General features: G+C 63.8%; 27 protein-coding genes. 9 read left to right on the top strand and 18 right to left on the bottom strand.

Annotated features, from left to right (window positions below):
- Window positions 1–57 precede the first annotated feature (57 nt).
- Window positions 58–1,116 carry a porin OmpA gene (ompA, locus tag I6L33_RS01550; RefSeq protein WP_005305437.1) on the bottom strand — a complete coding sequence of 353 codons (1,059 nt, stop codon included), beginning with the start codon at window positions 1,114–1,116 and terminating at the stop codon, window positions 58–60.
- Window positions 1,117–1,348: 232 nt separating this feature from the next.
- Between ompA and I6L33_RS01545 the strand changes: the two genes are divergently transcribed.
- Complete coding sequence (locus I6L33_RS01545) at window positions 1,349–2,083, top strand: ABC transporter substrate-binding protein (RefSeq protein ID WP_216973440.1); 735 nt, start codon at window positions 1,349–1,351, stop codon at window positions 2,081–2,083.
- 66 nt (window positions 2,084–2,149) lie between these two features.
- Here I6L33_RS01545 and I6L33_RS01540 read toward each other — a convergent pair whose 3' ends face one another.
- Window positions 2,150–3,166, bottom strand: a complete 1,017-nt coding sequence (locus I6L33_RS01540) for an SGNH/GDSL hydrolase family protein (protein WP_005305430.1) — start codon at window positions 3,164–3,166, stop codon at window positions 2,150–2,152.
- 237 nt (window positions 3,167–3,403) lie between these two features.
- Between I6L33_RS01540 and I6L33_RS01535 the strand changes: the two genes are divergently transcribed.
- The gene (locus tag I6L33_RS01535; protein ID WP_005305426.1) at window positions 3,404–3,784 is read left to right on the top strand and encodes a YgiW/YdeI family stress tolerance OB fold protein; all 381 of its coding nucleotides are present in this window, start codon (window positions 3,404–3,406) and stop codon (window positions 3,782–3,784) included.
- A 72-nt stretch (window positions 3,785–3,856) separates the two neighbouring features.
- Here I6L33_RS01535 and mltC read toward each other — a convergent pair whose 3' ends face one another.
- The 5 genes from mltC to exeA form a co-directional block, all read right to left on the bottom strand.
- Window positions 3,857–4,957 (bottom strand): membrane-bound lytic murein transglycosylase MltC, encoded by a 1,101-nt coding sequence (gene mltC / locus I6L33_RS01530; RefSeq protein ID WP_005305423.1) that lies wholly within the window; start codon window positions 4,955–4,957, stop codon window positions 3,857–3,859.
- A 93-nt stretch (window positions 4,958–5,050) separates the two neighbouring features.
- The gene (locus I6L33_RS01525; RefSeq protein ID WP_005305420.1) at window positions 5,051–5,323 is read right to left on the bottom strand and encodes an oxidative damage protection protein; all 273 of its coding nucleotides are present in this window, start codon (window positions 5,321–5,323) and stop codon (window positions 5,051–5,053) included.
- 8 nt (window positions 5,324–5,331) lie between these two features.
- Window positions 5,332–6,393, bottom strand: a complete 1,062-nt coding sequence (gene mutY, locus I6L33_RS01520) for an A/G-specific adenine glycosylase (RefSeq protein WP_216973439.1) — start codon at window positions 6,391–6,393, stop codon at window positions 5,332–5,334.
- 183 nt (window positions 6,394–6,576) lie between these two features.
- A complete protein-coding gene (exeB, locus tag I6L33_RS01515) occupies window positions 6,577–7,260 on the bottom strand; it encodes a GspB family T2SS assembly factor variant ExeB (protein WP_216973438.1) in 684 nt (227 codons plus the stop codon).
- Complete coding sequence (gene exeA, locus I6L33_RS01510; protein WP_042006191.1) at window positions 7,260–8,903, bottom strand: type II secretion system protein ExeA; 1,644 nt, start codon at window positions 8,901–8,903, stop codon at window positions 7,260–7,262. The genes exeB and exeA overlap by 1 nt, the downstream gene beginning before the upstream one ends.
- 272 nt (window positions 8,904–9,175) lie before the next feature.
- Between exeA and I6L33_RS01505 the strand changes: the two genes are divergently transcribed.
- On the top strand, window positions 9,176–10,414 hold the full coding sequence (locus I6L33_RS01505; RefSeq protein WP_216973437.1) for a multifunctional CCA addition/repair protein: 1,239 nt from the start codon (window positions 9,176–9,178) through the stop codon (window positions 10,412–10,414).
- 87 nt (window positions 10,415–10,501) lie between these two features.
- On the opposite strand, the gene I6L33_RS01500 is transcribed toward I6L33_RS01505, so the two are convergent.
- From I6L33_RS01500 to I6L33_RS01485, 4 genes are all read right to left on the bottom strand, one after another.
- Window positions 10,502–11,380, bottom strand: a complete 879-nt coding sequence (locus I6L33_RS01500; RefSeq protein ID WP_216974093.1) for a hypothetical protein — start codon at window positions 11,378–11,380, stop codon at window positions 10,502–10,504.
- Between the two features lie 73 nt (window positions 11,381–11,453).
- A complete protein-coding gene (locus I6L33_RS01495) occupies window positions 11,454–12,350 on the bottom strand; it encodes a hypothetical protein (protein WP_185450424.1) in 897 nt (298 codons plus the stop codon).
- A gap of 118 nt (window positions 12,351–12,468) precedes the next feature.
- Window positions 12,469–13,158, bottom strand: coding sequence for an LrgB family protein (locus I6L33_RS01490; RefSeq protein WP_019839012.1), 690 nt, complete (start codon window positions 13,156–13,158; stop codon window positions 12,469–12,471).
- Complete coding sequence (locus I6L33_RS01485; protein WP_019839011.1) at window positions 13,151–13,552, bottom strand: CidA/LrgA family protein; 402 nt, start codon at window positions 13,550–13,552, stop codon at window positions 13,151–13,153. Before I6L33_RS01485 ends, I6L33_RS01490 begins: the two co-directional genes overlap by 8 nt.
- A gap of 127 nt (window positions 13,553–13,679) precedes the next feature.
- Here I6L33_RS01485 and I6L33_RS01480 point away from each other — a divergent pair, with 127 nt between their 5' ends.
- Complete coding sequence (locus I6L33_RS01480) at window positions 13,680–14,555, top strand: LysR family transcriptional regulator (protein WP_017782498.1); 876 nt, start codon at window positions 13,680–13,682, stop codon at window positions 14,553–14,555.
- Between the two features lie 6 nt (window positions 14,556–14,561).
- Here the strand turns inward: I6L33_RS01480 and I6L33_RS01475 are convergent, their stop codons facing one another.
- The gene (locus I6L33_RS01475; RefSeq protein ID WP_139397730.1) at window positions 14,562–15,440 is read right to left on the bottom strand and encodes a hypothetical protein; all 879 of its coding nucleotides are present in this window, start codon (window positions 15,438–15,440) and stop codon (window positions 14,562–14,564) included.
- Window positions 15,441–15,494: 54 nt separating this feature from the next.
- Window positions 15,495–16,931: a PLP-dependent aminotransferase family protein gene (locus I6L33_RS01470; protein ID WP_216973436.1), complete on the bottom strand. Its 1,437-nt coding sequence runs from the start codon at window positions 16,929–16,931 to the stop codon at window positions 15,495–15,497.
- A gap of 131 nt (window positions 16,932–17,062) precedes the next feature.
- On the opposite strand from I6L33_RS01470, the gene I6L33_RS01465 reads away from it, so the two are divergent.
- From I6L33_RS01465 to I6L33_RS01455, 3 genes are read left to right on the top strand one after another with little or no spacing between them, the layout of a single operon-like run.
- A complete protein-coding gene (locus I6L33_RS01465; protein WP_124249282.1) occupies window positions 17,063–17,530 on the top strand; it encodes an OsmC family protein in 468 nt (155 codons plus the stop codon).
- A 17-nt stretch (window positions 17,531–17,547) separates the two neighbouring features.
- Entirely contained in the window at window positions 17,548–17,985 is a 438-nt protein-coding gene (locus tag I6L33_RS01460; RefSeq protein WP_025201106.1) for a rhodanese-like domain-containing protein, read from the top strand.
- Window positions 17,975–18,709, top strand: coding sequence for a GNAT family N-acetyltransferase (locus I6L33_RS01455; RefSeq protein WP_124249283.1), 735 nt, complete (start codon window positions 17,975–17,977; stop codon window positions 18,707–18,709). Before I6L33_RS01460 ends, I6L33_RS01455 begins: the two co-directional genes overlap by 11 nt.
- A 46-nt stretch (window positions 18,710–18,755) precedes the next feature.
- On the opposite strand, the gene ybaK is transcribed toward I6L33_RS01455, so the two are convergent.
- The 3 genes from ybaK to I6L33_RS01440 all read right to left on the bottom strand — a co-directional run bounded on the left by ybaK (window position 18,756) and on the right by I6L33_RS01440 (window position 21,342).
- Window positions 18,756–19,226: a Cys-tRNA(Pro) deacylase gene (ybaK, locus tag I6L33_RS01450; RefSeq protein ID WP_005305363.1), complete on the bottom strand. Its 471-nt coding sequence runs from the start codon at window positions 19,224–19,226 to the stop codon at window positions 18,756–18,758.
- Between the two features lie 145 nt (window positions 19,227–19,371).
- Window positions 19,372–20,637, bottom strand: coding sequence for an inorganic phosphate transporter (locus tag I6L33_RS01445; RefSeq protein WP_005305360.1), 1,266 nt, complete (start codon window positions 20,635–20,637; stop codon window positions 19,372–19,374).
- 24 nt (window positions 20,638–20,661) lie between these two features.
- On the bottom strand, window positions 20,662–21,342 hold the full coding sequence (locus I6L33_RS01440; protein WP_005305357.1) for a TIGR00153 family protein: 681 nt from the start codon (window positions 21,340–21,342) through the stop codon (window positions 20,662–20,664).
- Window positions 21,343–21,511: 169 nt separating this feature from the next.
- Here I6L33_RS01440 and I6L33_RS01435 point away from each other — a divergent pair, with 169 nt between their 5' ends.
- Window positions 21,512–22,474, top strand: coding sequence for an inorganic triphosphatase (locus tag I6L33_RS01435; protein ID WP_201990289.1), 963 nt, complete (start codon window positions 21,512–21,514; stop codon window positions 22,472–22,474).
- A gap of 100 nt (window positions 22,475–22,574) precedes the next feature.
- Here I6L33_RS01435 and I6L33_RS01430 read toward each other — a convergent pair whose 3' ends face one another.
- Window positions 22,575–23,042 (bottom strand): energy transducer TonB, encoded by a 468-nt coding sequence (locus I6L33_RS01430; RefSeq protein WP_010636033.1) that lies wholly within the window; start codon window positions 23,040–23,042, stop codon window positions 22,575–22,577.
- A gap of 152 nt (window positions 23,043–23,194) precedes the next feature.
- A complete protein-coding gene (gene lpxL / locus I6L33_RS01425) occupies window positions 23,195–24,118 on the bottom strand; it encodes an LpxL/LpxP family Kdo(2)-lipid IV(A) lauroyl/palmitoleoyl acyltransferase (protein ID WP_005305350.1) in 924 nt (307 codons plus the stop codon).
- A 263-nt stretch (window positions 24,119–24,381) separates the two neighbouring features.
- Here lpxL and hldE point away from each other — a divergent pair, with 263 nt between their 5' ends.
- Entirely contained in the window at window positions 24,382–25,809 is a 1,428-nt protein-coding gene (gene hldE / locus I6L33_RS01420) for a bifunctional D-glycero-beta-D-manno-heptose-7-phosphate kinase/D-glycero-beta-D-manno-heptose 1-phosphate adenylyltransferase HldE (protein WP_010636035.1), read from the top strand.
- Window positions 25,810–25,932 lie beyond the last annotated feature (123 nt).

Raw genomic sequence — 25,932 nt, 5'->3', positions numbered from 1 at the left:
ACGGGAGGCCTTGGCCTCCCGTTTTTTTGTATTGGGGTGGTTACCCACCGGCGAGGATCACTGCTGCACTTCGGAGATCCCTTCGACCTTGACCTCGACCCGGCGATCCGGGGCCAGGCAGACGATCAGCTCGCGCTTGGACTTGCTGGTGCAACTGTCGCCGGTGACCGGATTGCCCTTGCCGCGCCCTTCCACGTTGACCTTGTCTGCCGGCAGACCCTTGCCGACCAGGTAGTCGGCGACGGTCCGGGCACGCTGCTCGGAGAGCTTCTGGTTGTAGGCATCGGAACCGATACGGTCGGTGTAGCCGATCACGGTGGCGACACCATCCTTGGGTCTGGCCTGCTCGATCTGGCTGTAGAGGTTATCCAGCGCCTGACCACCGGCCGGCTTGAGGGTCGCCTTGTTGAAGTCGAACAGCACGTCCGAGCTCAGGGTGAACTGCTTGTCGACCATCACGGGTTCGGGGGCCGGAGCCGGCATCGGCGCCGCCACCACGGGGGCGACCTGGCCGAAGCGATAGACCACGGCGACCGCCAGCAGGCCGTTGTCGAGTTCGGCCCCGGTCTTGTCGAGCGAGTTGTCGCCGAGCGGGGTGGTGTATTGGTACTCGAGGCGGGCGGCCCAGTCACGGTTGAAGGCGTATTCGGCGCCCAGGGCACCGACGAAGGCGGCGCCGTTGTCATTGTCGAACTGCTTGCTGTCGGTCCAGGCGTAAGCGCCACCGAGGCGGGTATAGAGATCCAGGCTGTCACTGACCGGCATGCCGATCTTCATGGTGAGCTGGGCCAGCTGGGCTTTTATCTCGTCCCGGCCGATGTCGGTGGGGATCAGCTTGTCGGTCGCCGTGTATTTGTACTTGCCGAGCCAGTCGTAACCCAGTTCGAAGCCCAGGTTCTGGTTGACCTGATAGCCGAGGAAGGCGCCGGCGCCGACATCGTTCTTGTCCTCTTCGCTGATGGCGTAGTTGTCCTTGATGTCCTGGTTGTGATCGACGCCATAGAAGTTGGACCAACCCAGCTTGGCACCGCCATACCAGGTGTTGTCCTGTCCGGCTGCCTGGGCGTTGGCCGCAAGCAAGCCTGAAACCAGCAAGGTAATCAGTGTTTTATTCATGTTGAGCCTCTGCAATTTCATATTGTTGAGGGGAGGTTGACGAGGTCGCCTCTCCTTATGGGTCGGGCTTATAGCACAGCCACAACAGAGTAAGGGTAGTCGCTTTCTCCGGGTTCTCAAGCAACTGATATAAAACATAATGTGATTTTCATCGCCGCAATTTGCCGCCGTGATTTGCGCTCTGCCGAGGGGACGCAATAGTTAATCGAGGCGGGTCTGCAGCGAGGTGAGCATGAACATCAGGTGGATATGGCTGTGCTGGGCATTGTGGCTGGTGCCGGGCTGGGCGGCCGAGACCCTGCAGGTGGTGACCGAAGACTATGCCCCCTACAACTATCTGGAAGAGGCCGAGGTCAAGGGGCTGGGCACCGAGGTGGTGGAGGCCATGCTGGAAGAGGCCGGCTTCGAATACAGTCTGGACATCTACCCCTGGGCGCGGGCCATCTCGCTGGCGCGCAGCCGTCCCAACGTGCTCATCTACAGCATCAGCCGCTTCCCAGAACGGGAGGCGCAGTTCCAGTGGATCGGGGTGATAGCGCGTATCGACTTCCATGTGTTCGCCCTGGCCAAGCGCGACGATATCAAGCCCTTTAGCCAGCTGTCACAGGCGCGAGCCTGGTCCATCGGCACGGTGCGCAACGACGCGCTGGAGCAGTACCTCATCAGCCGCAATTTTTCCAACCTGCAGCGCAACAACAACCATGAAGCCAATCTGCTCAAACTGTTGATGGGGCGCATCGATCTCTGGCCGGTGTCGCAGGAGACGGCCTACTACTATGCGCGCCAGGCGGGCTATGGGCCGTCCACCCTCAAGATAGTGCACGACATCGAGGATTTTACCGGGGGGGATCTCTACGTGGCGGCGAGTCTGAAAACCTCGCCCGAGGTGGTCAAGCGGCTGCAGGAGGCGCTGGTCACCATCAAGCAGAACGGCATCTACGACGGCATCGTGAAGCGCTATCGCTGAGTGGTGCCAGCCTGTGAGGGCTGGGCCATGTAACAAAAAGGGCCGACTGTCGTCGGCCCTTTGTCATCAATGGGCGAGGAACTCGTACTGAGCCTCGATGAAGGCACCGGCCCGCTCGCTCAGGGCGGCGTGCACGACAGTGGTGGGGTGAACCTGATCCCAGAACATCTTGCCTTCGCAGTCGAGGGTGCTGGCGCTGCGCCGCACCATGGGGCTGGCCACGGCCTGGGCCAGCAGCGGGTTGCCGGCGATGGCGAGGCGTTCCTGCGGGTTGAAGGCGGAGAGGCTGCTGTCGCTGGCGACACTGGTGGCACTGCGGGAGGCAAACGGCTTCCACACATAGCCACCGCCGTAGCAGGCGTTCTCGGTGTCGCTCAGGCCGAAGTTCTGCGGCTCGCGCAGCATCTCGGCGAACTGCTTGTCGATCTCGAACAGCTTGACGATGCCGGTGGGGGCCAGCTGGCGTGCCAGGTTCAGCAGCAACTGGTTGTGGTAGGCGGAGACATGGCTGGCCGCCTCGACCACCTTCTGGCTGCGGGCCGAGGGGTTCTGACCCAGATCCGGCAGGTTGAACAGCAGAATCTGCTTGGCGCCGTTCAATACCATGCGGTTGGCCGCATCGCTGATGGCGTCGCGCACCCGCTTGGCATCCTGCTCGGTGTTCCAGCCATAGGCCAGGTAATCGTTGGCGCCGACCCAGAGGATCACCAGATCATCGGGCTTGAAGCTGTCCTTTTGCAGGAACTGGGTCACCTCGTAATCCAGGTTGTTGATGACCTGATACTTGGGATTCCAGGAGATCTTGTTGTAGGCCACCGCGGTGGCGCCCCCCTCCGCCTCGTTGGCGATGGTCAGCCCCGGGAACTGCCGGGTCAGCTGCTCCAGCCAGACCGGTCCGTTGGAGAAGCGGCCCTGATAGTAGGGAGGGCTGGAGGGGAGATAACCGCGCATCTTGCTGTACATCTTGCCGGTGTCGGAGAGGCTGTCGCCAAACATCACGATCCGGGAGAAGGCGGGGCGACTGTCGGCTGCCTGAACTGTCAGCGCGAAGAGTCCCAATAAACACACAAACCATTTCTTCATCTTGTTGTTCTCATTGATTGGAAGCAGGTGGTGCCTGCAGGCTGTTCCTCGATAGGCAAAGGTGCTGGGAAGCTGTTTTGCCATCTTGCAGGGTATAAGGCCGAATTTTATTTCGCAGCAGTGCGGGCTGATTAAATCGATTACGGTCACATCCCCTTCCCCCAGATGGGGAGGCTTCACGTTTGTTTCACGCCCCGGCAGGCAGACTGCACCCGTACCCAATGACAGGAGCATGAAATGAACAAGGCAAGCGTAATCGGTCTGTTGACCCTGATGTCCATCTCTTCTTTCGCCATGGCGGCATATACCGGCCCGCAGGAGCAGAACAAGGTGTCCGTCGCGCAGTTGAAGGATCTGGCCGATGACAGCTGGGCCACCCTGGAAGGGAAGCTGGTCAAGCACCTGGGCGGCGAGAACTATCTGTTCCGCGACGCCAGTGGCGAGGTGGAGGTGGAAGTGGATCAGGATGTGTGGCGTGGCACCGAAGTGGGCCCGGACGATCTGATCCGCATCCGTGGCGAGGTGGACCACAGCTGGAACAAGACCGAAGTGGAGGTGGAGAAGCTGGAGAAGGTAGGTGCAGCCCCGCAGAGCAAGGGTGGTTTCATCGCCAAATAAGAGCTGACTCCGCACGCCAGACGTAACAAGGGCGCCTCAATGAGGCGCCCTTTTGCATATCGTATCCCGGCGTCAGCCGGTGCGGGCCAGCGTGCGCTTGAACCCCTTCTCGGCTTGGTTGACCTTGTAGAGATAGCGGCGGGCTTCCGCCTTGGGGTGCTGCTCGGTCAGGATCTGGTAGACCGCCTCGGGCGAGAGCTGGTTGATCATGCCGGGCGCCGCCTTGCGGTCGCTGGAGAAGGTATTGAGCACCCCGCCGGCACCGCCGTTGTAGGCCGAGATGACGGCGTAGCGACGCGAGCGCGGATCCTGGATATCCACCAGATAGACGGTCTGCAGCAGGTGCAGGTAGGCGGTTCCGACGTCGATGTTGTAGGCCGGGTTGAACAGGTCCTCCCGGGTCGGCTGGCCGCTCTTGCCCTTGACCCGCACGTAGACGTCCCGCCCGGCGGTGGCCGGGATCACCTGCATCAGGCCGTAGGCGTTGGCATGGCTGACCGCATAGGGGTTGAAGCTGCTCTCGGTCTTGATCACCGCGTAGATCAGGCTCTCCGCCACCCCGTACTTGCGGGAGGCTTCCCGGATCAGGCTGGCGTACTTGTAGCCCCGCCGGTCCTCGTGGTTGGCCACCATGGGGATGTCGACGAAGAAGATGGTACGGATGCCGAGGGTGCGCTTCTTCATCGCCGTGTTGAGCAGGTAGTCGGCATAGCGCTCGGCACGCCAGTCGAAGCGGATCGGCTGGCCCTGGTTGTCCAGCACCTGGCCGTAAAGGAAGGGCTCGCCGCCGGGCAGGATCTCGGCGTCGGAGTAAAGATCCACTTCCGCCGGATCGTCCGGGGTGAGCAGGGTTTCGATGATGGCGCGGCGCAGGTGGGAGCGCGGGTCGATGCCGGAGACGGTCTCGACCATGATGTGGCCGCTGGAGAAGTCGATGTGGGCCCGGCTCTTGTATTGATCCGTGTATTTGACGTAGTCAAACTTGCCCGCAAACAGCGCCTCACGCCCCCAAATCTCGTTCACATTGTGGGAGAGCGCGCTGATCATGTGTTCAAAGCCGCGGATGTCCTTGCCGTTGACGAGATCGTCATCCTCGTTGCCATTGGGCTTGGGGGAGGATGAGCAGGCAGAGAGAAACAGCAGGGTGCACAGCAGCCAGAAAATTCGGCCCATAGAGTCCTCAAACTGGGCGGCGGGCCGCCCGTCACTTCCGTCGTTGCCGTGAGTCGACGGGGCCGGCCTGCGCAGGCCGGTCCCGTTCACGGGTTATTTGCTGGGCGGGGTATAACCGTCGATGGCCACTTCACCCGCTTCGAACAGGTAGTTCACCATCTCTTTCTCCAGCAGCTGGCGATGCTCGAGGTTCATCATGTTCAACTTCTTCTCGTTGATCAGCATCACCTGCTTCTTCTGCCACTCAGTCCAGGCTTCCTTGCTGATATTGTCAAAAATGCGCTTGCCGAGTTCACCGGGGTAGAGCTGGAAATCGAGACCCGGGCCCTCTTTTTTCAGGCGCTGGCAAAATACGGTACGGCTCATGTTGACCTCTATGGTTGTAAGTCCGGATAGGCGAGCAGACGGGCCGTGGCGGCCGCCAGACCCACCTCTGCAGGATGGCGTAAGTTATACCAGAGTCGGTTATCCGCTTCCATGAGCAGGGGGGCCGGCGGCGCGTCGGTTTCGATCAGCATGGGCCGGATGTCGAGGTGAAAGTGGCTGAAAGTATGGCGAAAACCGGCCAGTTCGCGGGGTTCGCTGCCGGTCAGGCCGAGCCGCTGCAACAGCCCAGCCACCTCGGCGTCCGACTCCACCTGGGGGAAGCAGTAGAGCCCGCCCCAGATCCCCTGCGGCGGCCGCTTCTCCAGCAGCAGCTGATCACCGTGGCAGATGAGCAGCATGATGCCGGTACGGGCCGGGATGCTCTTCTTGGGCTTGCTGTTGGGGTAGGCGGTGGGATTGCCCTGCGACAGCCCCTGGCAATCCTCCCGCACCGGGCAACGGTCGCAAGCGGGCTTGCTGCGGGTGCAGACGGTGGCTCCCATGTCCATCATGGCCTGGTTGTAGTGGGCCACCCCGAGCTTGGGGGTGAGGCGGATGGCCAGCTCCCACAGATCGTTCTCCACCTGTTTCTGACCGGGCCAGCCGGGCAGGGCCAGCCAGCGGGTGAGTACCCGCTTCACGTTGCCATCCAGGATGGCGTGGGGCTGGCCAAGGGAGAGGGAGAGCACGGCGCCCGCGGTGGAGCGGCCGATCCCCGGCAGCGCCATCACCTCCTCCAGCCGCTCCGGGAAGAGGCCGCCATGGAGGTCGCGGATCTGCTGGGCCGCCTTGTGCAGGTTGCGGGCGCGGGCGTAATAGCCGAGCCCGGTCCAGTGGTGCAGCACCTCGTCGATGGGGGCATCGGCCAGTGCCAGCACGTCGGGAAAGCGGGCCATGAAGCGCTGATAGTAGGGAATGACCGTAGCGACCTGGGTCTGCTGCAGCATGATTTCCGAGACCCAGACCCGGTAGGGGGTCTTCTCCTGTTGCCAGGGCAGGGTCTTGCGACCGTGGAGCTGATACCAGTCCAGGATCCTGGTGGCGAAGGTCGCGTTATCTGAGTTGTTCACATTATGCTCATATTATTGATTTAAAACTAAATTGACTAACGTGTAGCGGTCTTGGCGCTGATACCAGTGCAACGTCCGGTTGGCGAAGGTGGTGTTGCTCGGACTGCTCACTTTGTTCTCATGTCATTGATTAAAAAGGGGAGCTCTCAGGCTCCCTCTTGAAATGGCGGTGGTATGCGCGGTTTAGCCGCGCCAGTCCTGCAGCGCCTTGAGGCTGGCATTCTGCCCACCCACCTGCAGGATGATGTAATCCTGGGCGATGGCGAGCAGGGTGACGCCGGGGGCGACTTCGCTCCCTTCCCGGTAGGTGCGCCCGTTCAACCTCACGGCCCGGTTGGCCGGGTTGGAGGAGAAGACGTGGGCGCCGTAGGCCAGCGGCGGTACCTGTTGGCGGAGCGCCTGCGGCAGAGCGCTGAGCGGCGTGGCCTGCAGCTCGGCCGGCACCTGCGGCGGCGCGCCCTGATCCCGCAGCGGAGTGTTGTTGAGGGCATTGAGGATGCGCTCGGCCAGCCCCTGGCTGCTGTCGGCGGGCGCCGGTGCGGGCTGGGCATCGGCCTTGGGGGTGATCACGGGCTCGGGCGGCGGCGGTGGCAGCGGCCGGGTGATCATCGGTTTGGGCTCGACCCGTACGAAGGGCGGGGTCACCACCTCCTTCACCTCCACCGTCTTCTCGATGGGGCGGTTGTTGAGCAGGTGCCAGCCATAGTTGGCGGCAGCCCCCATCACCAGCGCCAGCGGGGCCAGCAGCCACCAGATCCAGCGCCTGGGTTGTTCCTCATCCTGGCTGACCGGCAGCCCCATCGCCGGAATGTGCGGGGTGAACTGGGGCTGATCGGCCCGCCGCAGCGCCTTGAGCAGGGTGGACATCAGGAAGCCTCCTCCGACAGTGTGTTGATGGCATCATCCTCTGCCGGATCCAGCTTGGCCGGTTTGCTGGCTCGCTGGGCGTCATCCTCCAGCTTCGGCATGGGTTCGCCGGCCATCACGTTGAGGCGCAGCAGGGTGTTGCTGCCGGCGATGCCGTCCGGCGTCAGTCCTTGCTCGCGCTGGAACTGCTGCAGCTTGGTCTTGAGCTCGGCATCGAAGCGACGGACCTTGCGATCCGGCTGCTGCAGGGCCCGGCTGAGGGCGTTGTCGAGCCACTGCACCTGAGTGGGGCCGGCGTTGTTGCCGATCAGGGTGACGCCGCCCTTGGGCATGCGCCACAGCAGGGTGTAGCTGCCCCCCCAGTAATCGCTCAGCCACTGCCTGTCCACCTGCCAGCTCTGGTTGCCGATGAGCAGGTTGGCCTTGTCGGGGCCGAGGTTGACCAGGGTGGCGTAATAGGTGCCGCCGGTCTCGTCGGTCAGGCTGACGAGGGCGGGATACTGCAGCGTCTGCAGTTCCGCTAGGGAGGCCTCGCCCTCTTGGCAGCGCAGGCCGGCGCGCGGCGCGTTGTCGCAGGTGGCCTCTTCCAGTTCGGTCTGGTAGCCCCATACCTTGTAGAGATTCTGCATGGCGCTGTCCGGCTCCAGTGCCTGATTGATGGCGCGGGTCAGCTGCTCCTGCTGCTCCGGGGTGTCGTCCACCTTGACCGGCACCTCCACCGTCACCACCGGGCGGGTCGGGAAGACGCCGAAGAACTGCCAGCCCCACCAGCCGGTGGCCACCAGCAAGGCGCCAACCAGCGCCACCATCAGGCCGGACTGCCAGGTGCCCTCGTCACGGATGCCGCTCACCTCGAAGGCCGCCAGGCTGATGTCGCCGTGCACTATCTTGTGGCTGCCGCGGGCGAAGGCGGCGATCAGGGCACGGTCGCAGATGAGGTTGATGAGGCGCGGGATGCCGCCGGAGAGGCGGTGCAGGGTCTGGATCGCCTTGGGGGTAAAGATGGGCTGCACGCAGCCGGCCACCTGCAGACGAAAGCGGACATAGGCATCCACGTCCTGGCAGGAGAGCGGCAGCAGGTGGTAGCGGGCGGTGATGCGTTGGGCCAGCTGGCGCAGCAGGGGCTGGCGCAGCATCTGCTGCAGCTCGGGCTGGCCGATGAGCACCACCTGCAGCAGCTTCTTCTCGTCGGTCTCCAGGTTGGTGAGCAGACGCAACTGCTCCAGCACGCCGGGCAGCAGGTGCTGGGCTTCGTCCACCAGCACCACGCTGCGCTTGCCAGCCGCCAGATTGGCCAGCAGGTGATCGCGGATAAGGTCGAACAGCTGCTTGAGGCCGGCATCCTGGCCATAGCCCAGCTGGAACTCGTCGCAGATGGCCGCCAGCAGGTCCCGTTCGGTCAGGGATGGATTGAGGATGTAGGCGATCTCGGTCTCTGCCGGCAACTGCTGCAACAGGCAGCGGGAGACGGTGGTTTTGCCGGTGCCCACTTCCCCGGTCAGCAGCACGAAGCCGCCCCCATCCTGCAACCCGTAGTTGAGGTGGGCGAGGGCTTCCCCGTGCCGTTCACTCATGTAGAGGTATTTGGGATTAGGCGAGATGGAGAACGGGTGCTCCGACAGACCGAAGAACTGTGTGTACATAAGGATCCATTCCGTTGTTATGGGCGGCAGGTTAAAGCCTCCCCCAAGGGATGTCAAAGACCCGGATGCCATAAGGGGGGCCAGCGCGCACCCTGATTTGCCGGCGGGAGAAAGGGCGCTGCCGGGTTGGCTGGCGAGGCTGCTGGCGAGGGGCGTTTTGCCTCTCATGGGGCCGTCGTCGGCTCGTTCCCGCCGACGGGGAATGGGGGCAGCCATAGTCTCCACCGGCCAAACCGGTATAATCGGGACAGGTTTATCAAGGGAGACAGAGCTTGCAGACTTATCTGGTTGGGGGCGCGGTGCGGGATCGCCTGCTGGGATTGCCGCAGGGGGACAGGGATCACCTGGTGGTCGGGGCGACCGTGGAACAGATGCTGGCACTGGGTTTTACCCAGGTGGGCCGCGACTTTCCCGTGTTTCTGCACCCCAAGACCCAGCAGGAGTACGCGCTGGCCCGCACCGAGCGCAAGCAGGGGCAGGGTTACACCGGCTTCGTCTGCCACGCCTCGCCGGAGGTGACGCTGGAGCAGGATCTGCTGCGCCGGGATCTCACCGTCAACGCCATCGCCGAAGATGAGGCGGGGCAACTGCACGATCCCTATGGCGGCATCGAGGATCTGAAACAACGGGTGTTGCGCCATGTCTCCCCCACCTTTGCCGAAGATCCGCTGCGCATCCTGCGGGTGGCCCGCTTCGCCGCCCGTTTCCACGCCCAGGGTTTCGTGGTGGCCCCCGAGACGCTGGCGCTGATGCGCGAGATGACCGAGGCTGGCGAGCTGGCCCACCTGACCCCGGAGCGGGTCTGGAAGGAGCTGGAGAAGGTACTGCTAGGGCCGACCCCGCAGGTGTTCTTCGAGGTGCTGCGCGAGTGCGGCGCTCTGGCCGCCCTGTTCCCCGAGCTGGACGCCCTGTTCGGGGTGCCGGCCCCCGCCAAGTGGCACCCGGAGATCGATACCGGCATCCACACCATGATGGTGCTGGCTCAGGCTTGTCGGTTTTCGCCGGAGCTGGCGGTGCGCTTCGCGGCGCTGTGCCACGACTTTGGCAAGGGTCTGACTCCGCCGGAGTTCTGGCCGAGCCACCACGGTCACGGCCAGAAGGGGCTGCCGCTCATCCGCGACTTCTGCGAGCGCTTCCGGGTACCGAACGAGTGTCGTGACCTGGCCCTGCTGGTGAGCGACCTGCACACCCATATCCACATCGCCTTCGAGCTCAAGCCCGCAACCCTGCTCAAGGTGTTCGACAAGGCCGATGCCTGGCGCAAGCCCGAGCGCTTCGCCCAGCTGCTGGACGCCTGCCGGGCCGACTTTCACGGCCGTACCGGCTTCGAGGAGCGGGTCTATGCCGAACCCGACTATGTGGCGCAGGCGCTGGCGGCAGCCCAGGCGGTACCGGTGAAGGAGATAGTGGCGGCCGGCTTCAAGGGGGAGGCCATCCGCGAGCAGCTGGCCAAGCGCCGGCTCGACGCCATCAGCCGGGTGCGCGACGAGTGGACCTTCCTCGAGGATTGACGAGGCATGGAGACGAGGCATGGACAAAAAAGCCCGGGTCAGTGACCCGGGCTTTTTCATGGTCGCGCCGGCATGGCGGGTGGCCGCCTAGTCACCGGGACCGAAGCGCTCATGCACCGGGTCGTAGAAGTAGGCCTGGTAGTTGAAGTCGATCCCCTTGATGTAGGGGTTTTCCAGCCGGAACAGCCGGCGGGTATTGAGGTGGGCGAAGCTGAGGGAGGGCTTGAAGGCCTTCAGCCAGAGCGCCTGCAGGGAGCCGTCGCGCCAGGCGGCCTTGAGCCCCTGCTGCACCCGGTCGATGGCCTGCCGGTTGCCGTTGTGGGTGAAGAAGACCCGGGGCAGGGGATAGTAGAGGGCCAGGCTCTCATCCATCATCAGCCCTTCCACTTCTTTGTGGTTCAGCTTTTCCTGAGGCAACTCGTTGATACCGCGGCAGAAAAGATCGAAACGACCGCGCGCCGCCATCTTGAACAACTGCTCGTAGCCCTCCACCTCCAGCACCTTGAAGCCGGCCCGGCGCAGGATCTCTACATCGAGCCAGCCCTTGCCCTGGCCGATGTCGAAGCGCTTCAGCTCATCCAGGCTGGTGGCCTTGGCAACCTCATCCTTGCGGGTAGGGCTGACGAAGCAGATGCGGTAGCTGACGATGCCGATATGGATGGGAAAGCGCACGTAGTCGATGCCGCTCATGTCCCGATCGGCGCGATAGCTGTCCATGGCGAACAGGTTGGGGTAGTGGTTGAAGCGCAGGCTGACCCACATCCTGGCCAGGGTCATGGGAGGGGCGGCCTGCATCCGGTAGTCGCCATGGCTGGCGCGGGTCTTCTCCAGCGCTAGGCGCAGGACCTCGCGATCATAGGTGCTTCTGGGGTCGTGCTCGCTCTCCGGACTCATGTAGGTGAACAGGGTCGGGCCGGCCAGCACGGGCATGGCCGTCAGCAGGGCGAGCAGCGGGGTCCAGTGCATCATGCGCTCCTGTGAAAAGCAGAGACTCTTCTGAGTGTAGTGACTCTCCCGGCCGTGAGCGGCAGAGGCGAGGTCAGGGTTTGCCGGTGGCGGGCTCGCCCGGTCCGAAGCGCTGGGTGAGGGGATCGTAAAGATAGGGGTGGTAATCGAAGTCGAGCCCCTGCAGCAGGGGGTTGTCCAGTCTGAACAGTTGCCGCTGGTCTAGCCTGGCAAACGCCAGCGCCGGCTGGTAGGTCTTGAGCCAGAGCGCCTGCAGTGAGCCATCCTGCCAGGCCAGCTGCAGGCCGGTCCGGATCCGGCGCAGGGCCCGCTGGTTCTCCTTGTGGCTGTAGAAGAGGTGGACGAAGGGGTAGTAGAGCGCCAGGTGCTGGTCGACCGTCAGCGGCCCCAGATCCTTGTGGGTATCCAGCTCGCTCAGCAGTTCGTTGGCACCCCGGCAGAAGAGGTCAACCCGGCCGCGCACCACCAGCTTGAACAGCCGCTCGTAGCCCTCGACCTCCTGTACCTTGAAGCCGGCGGCGCGCAGTATGTCGGCGTCCTGCCAGCCGCGGCCCTGGCCATGGATGAACTGCTGCAGATCGCTGAGGGTGCGCACCCGGGCCACGGCCTGCTGCTGCTTGGGGCTGACGAAGCAGATGCGATAGCCGAGGATGCCGAGATCCACCGGGAAGCGGACATAGTCGAGATGGTGGCTCCCCTCCGGGCGCGGGAAGCTGTCGATGGCCAGCAGATTGGGGTAGAGGTTGTATTGCAGTACCTGGCGCAGCCGGGTCCGGCTCATGGACGGGGCCGGGCGTAGTTCGTAGTCACCGAAGCTGTCGCGGGTCTTCTCCAGGGCCAGCTGCAGCAGCTGCTGGCCGTAGAGGGAACGCAAATCCCGGTCACTCTCCGGGCTGACATAGGTCACTATGTCCGCGGCCGGCAGCAGGGGGGAGAAGAGCAGACTGCCGGCCAGCAGCCCCAGGATCATCGTTCTGTGGTTCATCATACCGCTCACTACTGTCACATTGAGTTGAGTGTAGCGGTTGATGGCGTCAGGACGGGCTCTCCGGCGCCGGAACCTGCGCCCTTGACCTGCCGCGGGATCGCTACCAGAACAGCTGACCCAGCAGAGGCGCCAGCAGCACGGTCACCATGCCGGCTATCATCATCACCATGCTGGAGACCACCCCCTCCTCGTTGCCCATCTGATAGGCCTTGGCGGTACCGGCGCCGTGGGCCGAGGCACCAAAGCCCGCCCCCTTGCCGAGCCGGCTGCGAATGGCCAGCAGGGTGAGCACGCTCTCCCCCACCGCCATGCCGATGACGCCGGTCAGCACCACGAACAGCGCGGTGAGATCGCTCTGACCGCCGATGGCGCGGGTCGCCTCCACCGCGAAGGGGGTGGTGATGGAGCGCATCGCCAGACTGCGCTGCAGCATGTCGGAGAGATCAAGCCAGCGGGCCAGCAGCACGGTACTGCCCACCGCCATGATGACCGAGGCGACCACCCCCACCGACAGCGACAGCCAGTGGCGGCGAATGAGCTGGCGGTTCTCGTAGACCGGCACCGCGAAGGCCACGGTGGCCGGCCCCAGCAGCCAGAGCAGCCAGTGGGATTCGGCCATGTAGTCCTGATAGGGGATGTGGAACAGCATGACGACCGCCACCAGCAGGGTCGGCGCCAGCAGCAGCGGCATCAGCGGCAGGATGCGCTTCTTGCCGTAGAGCCATTTGCTGGCGTAGTAGAAGAGCAGGGTCAGGGCGAAGCAGAGCAGGCCGAGCAGGGTATCAGACATGGCGACGACTCCGGCGGGCCAGTTTCAACTCGAGGCGGTAGACCCTGTCCACCACCAGCGCCGTGGTGCCGAGCACCAGGGTAGTACTCACCAGCAGCACCACCATGATGCGCCACCCCTCCTGCAACAGCAGCTCCTGATAGTTGACCACCGCCACCACGGCGGGGACGAAAAACAGCAGCATCTCCGCCAGCAGCCAGCGGGCGCCGGCTTCAAACCACTGGGCCTTGACCACCCCGAGCAGGATGCAGGCCAGCAGCAACAGCATGCCGGTGAGGTTGGCGGGCAGCGGCAGGTGGAGGGTGCGCACCGCGGTATCGGCCAGCAGCCAGATGGCGGCCAGCAGGGCGATTTGGAAGGGAGTCTGGAACCAGCGAAGGGAGAGGGCTTTCATGATATGGGTCTTTCTGTGAACTTGCTCACAGTATAGAGATGGGTTAAACCTGCAAAAAATGAATTAAAATTATCAAAATCATGCCAAAGAGGCATGATTCGGTTTTGCCGTCTGTCAGGAGATCGCCATGGACATCCGCGCCCTGCGTTACTTTGTCGAACTGGTGCGGGAACAGAGCTTCACCCGCGCCTCCGAGAAGCTGTTCGTCACCCAGCCCACCATCAGCAAGATGATCCGCAACATGGAGGAGGAGCTGGGCCAGCCCCTGCTGAGCCGCGCGGGACGCCGCTTCACCCTGACCGACAGCGGCCGGGTATTGTTCAACCGGGCCCAGACCATCCTGGCCGAAATGCAGCAGCTGGAGGCGGAACTCGCCGATCTGCAGAGCCTGCAATTTGGCCGGCTGGCCCTCGGCATTCCGCCCATGGTGGGTCACGTTTATGCGGATCTGATCCGCGCCTATCGCAGCCGCTACCCCAAGGTCGAGCTCTCCATTGTCGAGTACGGTGGCCGGCGCATCGAGCAGGCGGTGCTGGAAGGGGAGCTGGATCTCGCCATCACCATGCTGCCGACCAGGGAGGAGGGTGCTTTGAGCGTCCTGGAGCTGGATCAGTATCCCATTCAGGTGGTGCTGCCCGACCTGCCGCGCTGGCGGGATTGCGGCGAGATCCGGCTGGAGGCGCTGCGGGACGAGCCCTTCCTGCTCTACACCCAGGCCTTCACCCTGAGCGAGCGGCTGGAACAGGCATGCCGGGCGGCCGGTTTCGAGCCTCAGGTGGCGGCGCGCAGCAGCCAGTGGGACTTTCTCACCGCCATGGTGCGCAGCGGCATGGGGGTCGCCTTTCTGCCCGAGCCCATCTGCCGCCGGCTGACGCCGGACGGCCTGGTGCTGAGGCCGCTGGTGCCAGAGCTGAGCTGGCGGCTCGGGGTGATCTGGCCGAGCGAGCGCTATCTCTCCCGCACCGCCGAGGCCTGGCTGGCGCTTTGCCGCGAGCAGGGCTGAGTCTCATCAGGGTTTGCCGAAGCGATCCGTCACCGGGTTGTAGAAGTAGTGCTGGTAATCGAAGTTGATGCCCTTGAGGAAGGGGTTCTCCAGCTTCAGCATCCGCCTCTGCTTGAGCCCGGCGAAGGCGATGGCAGGGCCGAAACTGCGGCGCCACAAGGCTTGCAGCGAACCATCCTGCCAGGCTTGCTGCAGCCCCGTCTCCACCCGCCTCATGGCCTCGCCGTTGGCGGCATTGGTATAGAAGACCCTGGGCAGCGGATAGTAGAGCAGCAGGGAGCTGTCCATCTTCAACCCCTTGATCTCCTTGTGGGTGAGCAGTTCGCTGCGCAGCTCGCTCGCCCCGCGGCACAGGAGGTCAAAGCGGCCGCGAGCCACCATCTTGAACAGCATCTCGTAGCCGTCGACCTCCACCACCTTGAGGCCTGCATGGCGCAGTATCTCCACGTCCAGCCAGCCCTTGCCCTGACCGAAGCTGAAGCGACGCAACCCCTCGAGGTCGTGCACCTGTGCCATGGCCGCCTGTTGGCCTGGGCTGACGAAACAGATGCGGTAACTGACGATGCCGAGATGGACAGGAAAACGGACATAGGCCAGCCCTTTCTCGTCCCGCGCGCTGCTGTAGCTGTCCATGGCGAACAGGTTGGTAAAGCTGTTGAGCTCCAGACTGAGCCGGACCCGAGCCTTGGTCATGGGCGGCGCTGGTTGCAGCTCATAATCGCCAAAGGTGTCGCGGGTCTTGTCGAGGGCGAGGCGGAGCAGCTCCCTGTCATAGGTCATGCGCGGGTCCTTCTCGCTCTCCGGGCTGATATAGGTAAAGCGGGTCGCCGCCAGCGACGTGGAGGAGAGGAGGAGGGAGAGAAGCAGGAACAGGAGTCTATACATCCAGGCTAGGCTCTATGATTTTGTTTCATCCATTATAGTTCGGCCCCCAGCCGTTCAGGCGTGTCGGTCGCTTGCCAGCAGGCTGCCCAGCCGGCGGCAGAGGTGGCGCAGGGTCTGGTTGTCGAGGGAGGCAAAACCGAGCAGCCACCCCTCCTGCGTCGGCGGGCCCAGGTAGAACTGGCCGAGGGGACGCAGCCCCAGCCCCTCGGTGTTGGCGGCCTCTGTCCAGCGGGCCTCGCCGCCGGGGGGCAGCCGTACGGCGCACTGCAGGCCGGCCCCGCCGTGGATGGGGGTGAGGGCGGGGCAGTGGCTGGCCAGCTCGGCCAGCAGCAGGTCGCGGCGGCTCTGATAGACCAGCCGGCTCTGGCGCAGGTGGGTGGCGAAGTGGCCGGCGCGGATGAAGTCGGCAGTCACTGCTTGCAGCAGCTGGTTGCTGTGGCCGTCGACCGCGGCCCGGGTTCGACAGAAGGACTCCATCAGCGGCCTGGGCAGCACCAGGTAGGCGAGGCGCAGCGAGCCGAACAGCACCTTGCTGAAGGTGCCCACATAGAGCACCCGTCCCTGGCCATCCAGCCCCTGCAGGGCGGGGAGCGGCCGCTGATCGTACTGGTACTCGCTGTCGTAGTCGTCCTCCAGGATCCAGGCGCCGTGCCGCTCGGCCTCGGCCAGCAGCGCCATCCGCCGCGGCAGGCTCATGGGCACGCCGAGCGGATACTGGTGGGCCGGCGTGGTGTAGATGAGCCGCGGCGCCGGGTGATCCCCCTGTGGTTTGAGCCCCTCTTCATCCACCGGCACCGGGTGCACCCGGGCGCCGGCACTCTCCATGGCGGTGCGGGCCCCGGGGTAGCCGGGGTCCTCCACCCAGACGGTATCGCCGGCATCGATCAGCAGCTGGGTCGCCAGCAGGATCCCCTGCTGGGAGCTGGTGAGGATCAGGATCTGATCCGGCTCGCACACCACGCCGCGCGACTGCACCAGATAGCTGCTGATGGCGCCGCGCAGCGCCTCCAGCCCCTGCGGATCCCCGTAGTTCATCCAGTCACCGGCGTGCCGGCGCCACTGCTGCTGCATCAGCCGGCCCCACAGGGCCTGGGGGAAGAGACGCGGATCCGGCTGGCTGGAGGCAAAGGAGCGGCCCACCTCGGGCACGTCGTGGCAGGCGCCGCTGTCGGCCATCTCCTGACCTCGGCGCGACAGACCGGCCGCCGACTGGGGCGGGCGCGGAGCCGGGGAGACCGCCGCCAGCGCCACGAAGCTGCCGGCCCCCACCTTGCGCACCAGATAGCCCTCCGCCTCCAGCCGGCCATAGGCCAGCTCCACCGTGCTGCGAGAGACCCCCAGGTCGGCGGCCAGCATGCGGCTGGCGGGCAGCCGGCTGTGCTGGGGCAGGTGGCCGGCCAGCATGGCCGAACGCAGGGTACGCACCAGTTGTTCGTGCAGCGGCAGATCGCTGGCTTGCTGGGTGGCAAACAGGGTGGGCAGGGCAGGCATGGGGAGCTCCCGGGCGCTAATTGGTCTGCTCATATTGGCAAAATTGGTCGGCGTGGCAAGGCCATTATGTCGCTACATTGAGGCTCAAGGTTCGGGATCCACAACGATTGGCAATTGAGAAAGGAGTCTGCATGTCGGAATACAGCGCCACCATCAGCTGGCAGCGCGGGGCTAGCGAGCCCTTCGTCGATCAACGCTACAGCCGGGCCCACTGGTGGGAGTTCGACGGCGGCGTCAGGGTGCCGGCGTCCTCATCCCCCCACGTGGTGCCGCTACCCTGGTCGGTGGCCGAGCACGTCGATCCGGAAGAGGCCTTCGTCGCGGCCATCTCCAGCTGTCACATGCTCACCTTCCTCTGGCTGGCGGCCAGGGCGGACTACCTGGTGGAGAGCTACCGGGACGAGGCGGTGGGCATCATGGAAGCCAATGCCCGTGGTCGTCAGGCCATCACCCGGGTCACCCTGCAGCCACTGGTGCAGTTCGGCGGTCAACGCCAGCCGGATCTGGCCGCGCTGGAGCAGTTGCACCACCAGGCCCACGAGGAGTGTTTCATCGCCAACTCGGTCACCACAGTCATCACCACCCGGATCCGGGTGTGAGTACAAGGAGCGTCACTATGAGTCATGTATTGAGCAGCGGGCTGGCCAGTGCCGAACAGGCCAGCCTCTTCTTCGAGGCCCAGCTGGCCTTTCGCACCGACCCGGCGGATCTGGCCGCCGATCTGCTGGCCGGCGAAGAGCGGATCGTGGTCATCGACACCCGCTCTGCCGGTCACTACGCCGAGGGACACATCCCCGGTGCCATCAGCTTCCCCCATGCCACCATGAACCCGGCCAGCACGGCCGCGCTGGCGCGGGACAAGGTCTATGTCTGCTATTGCGACGGCATCGGCTGCAACGGTTCGACCCGGGGTGCCTGCAAGCTGGCGGCGCTCGGTTTTCAGGTCAAGGAGCTGATCGGTGGCCTGCACTGGTGGCGGCAGGACGGTTTTGCGGTCGCTACTGGTAGCGAACCGGGCGTGCTGCAAACGGGAGGGATTGCCTGTGGCTGCTGATATCCATCTGAACGAGTTCGACCAGCCGGTCGGAGCGCCGCTGCCCGACTGGCGGGGCGCCGAGTTTCCGCCCCGCCGCACGCTCAACGGCTGGGGCTGTCGGCTGGAGCCGTTGGAACCCGAGCGTCACGGCCCCGGCCTGTGGCAGGCTTTCAGTGCCGACAGTGGGGCCATGTGGACCTATCTGACCACAGGCCCTTACGCAGAGGAGGCGGACATGTTGGTCTGGCTGCGAGAGTGTGCCGCCAAGACAGACCCCCAGTTCTACACCATCTTCGACGAGCATGGCGAACAGCCGCTGGGGCTGGCCAGCTACCTGCGCATCGACCCTCTGGCGGGCAGCATAGAGGTGGGCTGGCTGCACTTTTCCCCCGCCCTGCAGCGCTCAAGGCTGGCGACGGCGGCCATGGCGCTGATGATGGCCAATGCCTTTGCCCTCGGCTACCGTCGTTACGAATGGAAGTGCAATGCCTTGAACAAGCCCTCCTGGCAGGCGGCGCTGCGGCTCGGTTTCAGTTACGAGGGGACCTTTCGCCAGAGCAGGGTGGACAAGGGGCGGACGCGCGATACCGCCTGGTTCTCGGTGATCGACCGTGAGTGGCCGGCGCTGCAGGATTGCTTTGCGCGCTGGCTGGCGTCCGACAACTTCGATGAGCGCGGCAGGCAGCGGTTGCGGTTGTCCGAACTGACCACAGCTTGTCGTGCCGATGGCCAGTTGCCGTGACAAGACAAACGAGGCCCCGCTCGCGGGGCCTCTGTCGTTTCAGGCGTTATTCATGGTGCTCGCCGATGGGGGCGGCAATCCACTTCATCAGGCGCAGCATGTCAGCGGGGGCTACCCCGACCGAGAGGCCGCGCTTGCCGCCGCTCACCAGGATCTCGTCAAACTGCATGGCCGAGTCGTCGAGCACGGTGGGCAGCAGCTTCTTCTGGGCCAGCGGGCTGATGCCACCCACCTTGTAGCCGGTCAGCTTCTCGGCCTCCGCCGGTTTCATCATCTCCACCTTCTTGAGACCGGTGGCCTTGGCCAGCTGCTTGAGGCTGCACAGGCCGGACGAGGGGACGATGGCCACCACTGCCTGCTTGTCGTGATGGGCGATCAGGGTCTTGAATACCTGGGCTTCCGGCAGGCCGAGCTGGGTCGCGGCATGCTTGCCGAAGTCGTCGTGGGCTTCGCACTCGTAGGGGTAGAGTTTGTGGGGGATCTTGAGCTTTTTCAGCAGGTTGATGGCTGGTGTCATGATGAGAGCCTTGAGTCGAAACAAGGCCAAACAGTCTGCGCCTGCCGGGCGGGTGATGCAAGCAGCCTGCATTGACAGGGATGGACAAGGGAAGAGAGACAAAAAAGCCCGGGTCAATGACCCGGGCTCTTCACTGCGGTGCGCCTCAGGAGAAGCAGATCTGCAGCACGTAGAAGATGGCGATGGCCAGGATGGCACCCGCAGGCAGGGTGATGACCCAGGAGACTACGATGTTGCGCAGCACGCCCAGGTTCAGGGCCGCGATACCGCGGGCCAGACCCACGCCCATGACAGCACCGACCAGGGTCTGGGTGGTGGAGATGGGCAGGCCGGTACCGGAGGCGATCACCACGGTGGCGGCGGTGGCCAGCTGGGCGGCGAAGCCACGGCTCGGGGTCAGGTGGGTGATGCCGGTGCCGACGGTCGCCATCACCTTCTCGCCCATGGTGGCCAGACCGATCACGATGCCGATGCCGCCGAGCGGCAGGATCCACCAGGCGATGTGGGAGCTGCCGCCGATCTCGCCGCCGGCCGCCACGATGGAGGCGACCGCGGAGAGCGGACCGATGGCGTTGGCCACGTCGTTGGAGCCGTGGGCAAAGGCCATGGCACAGGCGGTGATGATCATCAGGATGCCGAACACCTTCTCCACGTTGGCGAAGTGCATCTTGCTGTCATCCTGCGGGTTGTACTGCTGGCCACGGATGTAGATCCAGCCGGCAAAGGCCACCGCGATGGAGATGGCGACGGAGAGCAGGATACCCTCGCCATCGCTCAGGTGCAGACCGACGTGGGTCAGCCCCTTCTTGATGGTGACCAGGCAGATCACCAGCGCGGTCAGGAACATGTAGAAGGGGACGTAGCGCTTGGCGTTGTTGAGGGGATCATCGGTGTTGAAGATGAGCTTCTGCACGCTGATGAACATGAAGTAGGCGATGACGCCGGAGATGGCCGGAGTGACCACCCAGGAGCCGACGATGCCGCCGAACTTGCTCCACTGCACCGCTTCCGGGCCCACGCTCACCACGGCGAAGCCGACGATGGCGCCGATGATGGAGTGGGTGGTGGAGACGGGCCAGCCGAAGTAGGAGGCCAGGATCAACCAGGCGCCGGCGGCCAGCAGGGAGGCGATCATGCCGAGCACCAGCAGATCCGGGGTGGCGGCAAAGGCGTTGCTGTCGATGATGCCGTTGCGGATGGTGGCGGTGACTTCACCACCGGCCAGATAGGCACCGGCAAATTCAAAGATCATGGCGATGATGATCGCCTGACGGATGGTCAGGGATTTGGTGCCGACCGACGTGCCCATGGCGTTGGCCACGTCATTCGCACCAATGCCCCAGGCCATCAAAAAGCCGAACAAGGCCGCCACGAGCACCAGAGTGGTGCCGTAATTCGCGATAATGTCCATTCAGTGTTTTACCCAGTCAGTCGATTACGAACGAGCCAGCATCAGTTCCAGACGGGCGCCTACACGCTCGGCCTGATCTGCCAGGTCACCTACCCATTCGAGGATCTTGTAGAGGAACATAACGTCGATCGGATTGTATTTCTGCTCAACGGCTTGCAGCTGTTGGCGCAGCCCGATCTGCATGGTGTCAGTATCGTCCTCGATAAGATCCAGCTGGTGGATCATCTCGGCAACCATTTCAACTTCACGTCCTTTAAAGCCGGTTTCGAGCAGCTCATCGAGTTCTCCGATGGCTTTCTCGGCTTGGGCGGTCGCATCGATACAGCGTTTGAGATAGGCCATGAAATCGGCCCGCATCTCGGAGGGGAATTCCATTTTGCGGCCAAGCATGCGGCCGGAAATATCCTTGGCACGGTTGGCGATCTTGTCCTGCTGGGTCAGCAGTTCGAGCAGGTCGGTACGGGCGACCGGCAGGAACAGACCACGGGGCAGCTTCAGACGGATTTCACGCTTGAGGATGTCCGCTTCTTTCTCCAGCTGGGCAATCTGCTGCCGGATCTTCTCGGCATCTTCCCAACGGTCTTCGGCAACGGCATCAAAGAAGGGAACCAACTGCTGGGAGCACTGGTGAACCTTGACGATATGCTTCTGCAGCGGCTTGATGGGGGACTTGGCAAAAAGCCCCAAAATAGTATTTACTGGCATGGCCAAACCTGTGTCGGTGAAAAAACACTCGATACGATTTTATGAGGGGCGCATGGTAACCGAACTGCGCCATCAATAAAACCGTGAATTAATCCTGATGTATCGCAGGCATTATATCCTCGCGCTTAGCATCACGCCCCCCAAAGTTGCCTGCCAGCCCGGAATGACTATGCAAACTGAGATCGAGATAAAGTTTTTTGTCTCCCGAGATATTCGACAGCCTTTTTTCAACCTTCTGAATTCACTGGAAATTATATCCAGCTCCCAAGCCGAGCTCGGCAATGTCTATTTTGATACGCCCGCGCTGGATTTACGCCGACTGGAAATGGGATTGCGAATTCGTCGCAGCGATGATTTTGCCGAACAGACGATTAAATGTCGGGGTCAGGTGGTGGGCGGATTGCATGCCAGACCCGAATACAATGCCCCCGTCGAGGGCGATCTGCCTGCCTTGGCCGCCTTCCCCGATGCGATCTGGCCAAGCCTGGCGGTGCGCGACGGGATCCAGGGCGCCCTGGTGGCCCAGTTTCGCACCGACTTTCTGCGTCGCCACTGGCTGATCGCCTTCGAGGGGGCCGAAATCGAGCTGGCCTGGGATCAGGGGGAGATTGTCGGCGTGCTCGGTAAGAGCCCCATCGACGAGCTGGAGCTGGAGCTCAAATCTGGCGAGGCGAGCGCCCTGTTTGGCTTGGCTGAGCAGCTGGCCGGGCTGGGTGGCCTGCGCCTCGGGGCTCAGTCCAAGGCCCAGCGCGGGTATCGGCTGGCGGGGCTTGGCAAGCCGCTGGCCCTGCAATCCCTGCCCGCGGCTATCGAGCTGAGTGCTGTAGCACGCATCACCCTGGGTCTGCGGCATTGGCAGCACCATGAACAGTTCTGGCTGGAGCAGACGGACGCCGCGCAGCAGACGCTGGCGTTGCAGCAGCTGCGCCTGGGGATGGATCTGGTTGCCGAGGCGGCCGACCTGTTGCCGAGCCCGGCCTGGCTCGACAGCCTGACCCGGCTCGGGCAGCGGCTGGCCTTGGTCGCCGGGCAGGCCGACTGGCAGCAGGCGTTGCCGGCGCTGTTTCTGCAGGCCGATTACGTGGGCCTGCAACTGGCCATCGCCGCCTGGCTGCACCGGCAAGGCGGATGAGCCGAGCTGGGTCGCGCCTGCAATGCAAAAAAGGTGAGCCTGGCTCACCTTTTTCTTTGGTTGGCGGTGGGCGCGTCGCCGGCAGGCAATCGAGGCCAGATCAGACCTGGGTGTAGACCAGCCCGGTGCTGCGCACCACGTCTTCCCCCTGACAGCGCTGTTCCAGTGCACTGGTGTCGCAGGGCTGGCCGTTGTGCTCGATGCAGAATTCGAAGCGGGTGCGGGATTTGACAGGGGTGTGCTGCGGGTTGGCGGCGGTGGCCTGCCATTGCCACTGCTGCAGTACGGCGATGGCGGCATCGCTGAACTGTGGGTCGCTGCTCTCCAGCACCCGGATCTGCTCGGCCCGCCCCGCTGGACTTATCACGTACTCGAGGGAGCTGCAGCCGGTCTGCTCCGCCAGGATGGCCTCTCTGGGGTAGCGGGACTCCAGCCGGGTGAGCGGGCTCCACTGGGCATTCACTTCCTTGAGATCGCTTAAGGGGAGGGAGGTCAGGTGGACGGTGTGGCTCTGCTGGCTGCAGCCGGTCAATGCGCACAGGGCGCCCAGCAAAAGAGTGGCTTTCATGTTCGCTTCCCTTCGTTATTGGTATTGCAGGCGGGCCGGGGCCCGCCGCTCGGCAGGGCCATTAATAAAATATTCAGCCACGAATGAAAACCCTTTACCGGCAACAGGCCAGAAAAAACCGCCTTTCGGCGGCTTTTTCACTCTTTTCTGACTTAGTAATAGCCCGCATCTTCCGGGTTGGGTCTGGTCTTGAAGCGGCGGTGCAGCCACATGTACTGCTCCGGCGCCTTGCGCACGGCGGCCTCGATCTCGCGGTTGGCTCGGGCTGCATCGGCCAGGTCGTCACCGCTTGGATAGTCGGCGAGCGGCGCCCCGATATGCAGGGTGTAACCCTCGCTGGTGCGGATGTTGTAGCAGGGAAGGGTGACGGTGTTCTTCACCCGCGCCAGGGTGGCGGTGCCTGTGATGGTGGCGGCCTGTTCCACCGCGAAGTAGGGCACGAACACGCTGGCATGGCTGCCGTAGTCGTGATCCGGCGCGTACCAGAGCGCATCGCCGTTGCGCAGTGCCTTGATCATCCCCTTCACGTCCATCCGGTCCACCAGGTATTTGTTGGAGGCGCAGCGGCCGTGATACTGGGCATACTCCAGTACCGGATTGGTGTTGGGACGGTAGACGCCGACCCCGGGTCGCACCAGGCCGAAACAGCGGGCGTTGAGCTCCAGCGTCAGGAAGTGGCAGGAGAGCAGCAGCATGCCCTGACCCTTCTCCATGGCGGCGATGACGTGCTCTTCCCCTTCCACTTTCATCAGGTTGCGCATCCGCCAGTCTGGCCAGAACCAGGCCATGCCCACCTCGAAGATGGCGCAGCCCACGCTCTCGAAATTCTGCTTGAGCAGCGTCTCGCGCTGATCCCGACTCAACTCGGGCATCGCCAGCTCCAGATTGCGGCGGGCAACCTTGACGCGGGATTTCAAAACCTTGCGGGCCAGGTTGCCGAGCTGGCGACCCAGCCACATCTGGCTGCGCCAGGGCAGCAGCACCAGCAGCCAGAGCAGGCTGAGGCCGAACCAGCTGGCCCAGTAACGGGGATGAAACAGGCGGGGTTCTAGACGGGGAGCATTGTCGTGGGCCATGAAAAGTCTCTTGTTCGCAATCGCCATGGGCAGGGAAGACCCGGCCGGATAAGGGGAGGCGATAAAGGCACGTGGATATCCAGAGCGGATCGTTTTACTCGCAATCGGGGGATTCTAGCCGAAAAGCGGGTCCGGGTGCGAATGGCCTCTGCCCTGGTCAGAGCTGAAAAGCACCAAGCGGCGCTCTCGCGCTTTTTTCACACCCAATAAAAGAGTGTGATAAAATCGGCGGCTGATTTTTCAGGTTTTGAGAGTCGATACAGATGAAGATCACCCTGCCCGAGTTTGAAAAAGCCCGCATTCTGGTCGTTGGCGATGTCATGTTGGACCGTTATTGGCATGGCCCCACCGGCCGGATCTCGCCCGAGGCACCGGTGCCCGTGGTCAAGGTCGAACACATTGAGGAGCGTCCGGGTGGCGCCGCCAACGTGGCGCTCAACTCCGCCGCCCTGGGGGCTCACGCCGTGCTGCTGGGCCTGACCGGTCAGGATGAGGCTGCCGATGCCTTGGCTGGCCAGATGGCCGGTGTCAAGGTCGCCTGTGATTTCGTTCGTCTGGCCGACTATCCGACCATCACCAAGCTGCGGGTGCTGTCGCGCAACCAGCAGCTGCTGCGCCTCGATTTCGAAGAGGCCTTCCACGATGTGGATGCCACCCTGCTGATGGGCAAGGTGGAGCAGGCGCTGCCAAATAGCGACGTGATGATCCTCTCCGACTACGGCAAGGGCGCCCTCAACGACGTGCCCGGCATGATCCAGCGCGCTCGCGCCGCCGGGATCCCTGTGCTGGTCGATCCCAAGGGGACCGATTTCGAAAAGTACCGCGGCGCCACCCTGCTGACCCCCAACATGTCCGAGTTCGAGGCTGTGGTAGGCAAGGTGAAGAGCGAAGAGGAGCTGGTTGCTAAGGGGCTGGAGCTGGTCAAGCGCTTCGAGCTGGAGGCCCTGCTGGTCACCCGTTCCGAAAACGGCATGACCCTGATCCGCGAAGGTCAGCCCGAGCTGCATCTGCCGGCCCAGGCCCACGAGGTGTATGACGTGACCGGTGCCGGTGATACCGTCATCTCCACCCTGGCCACCTCGCTGGCCGCCGGCAAGAGCCTGGACGAGGCCTGTGCCCTGGCCAACACCGCCGCCGGCATCGTGGTCGGCAAGCTGGGGACCTCCACCGTCAGCCCGGTCGAGCTGGCCAATGCGCTCTACACCGAGCAGGAGACCGGTTTTGGTGTCATGTCCGAAGCCCAGCTCAAGATTGCCGTGCAGGCCGCCCGTCTGCGTGGCGAGAAGGTAGTGATGACCAACGGCTGTTTCGACATTCTGCACGCCGGTCACGTCTCCTACCTGGCCAATGCCGGCAAGCTGGGGGATCGCCTGATCGTGGCGGTCAACACCGACGAGTCGGTGCGCCGTCTCAAGGGGCCGGGTCGTCCGGTCAATCCGACCGAGCGCCGCATGGCCGTGCTGGCCGCGCTGGGCGCCGTGGACTGGGTGGTGCCCTTCTCCGAGGAGACCCCGCAGCGACTGATCGCCGAGGTGCTGCCGGACCTGCTGGTCAAGGGCGGTGACTACAAGCCGGAAGAGATTGCCGGCTACGCCGAGGTGACCGCCAACGGCGGCGAGGTGCGGGTTCTCAACTTCGAGGATGGCTGCTCCACCACTGACATCATCAAGACCATCCGCGAACGCGGATAAGCGAAAACCCGGCCAAGGCCGGGTTTTTTATGCTCTGCGGTGGGAGCTGGACGGCGATTCGAACCCACCGACCCCCGCAGGCCAGAGATGAAAAAGGCGACCCTGGGGTCGCCTTTTTGCTGC

Source organism: Aeromonas sp. FDAARGOS 1403, assembly GCF_019047325.1.
Classification (GTDB): Bacteria; Pseudomonadota; Gammaproteobacteria; order Enterobacterales; family Aeromonadaceae; genus Aeromonas; species Aeromonas dhakensis.
The sequence above is the reverse complement of the archived record's forward strand: the minus strand, read 5'-3'. Positions and strand labels throughout refer to the sequence as shown.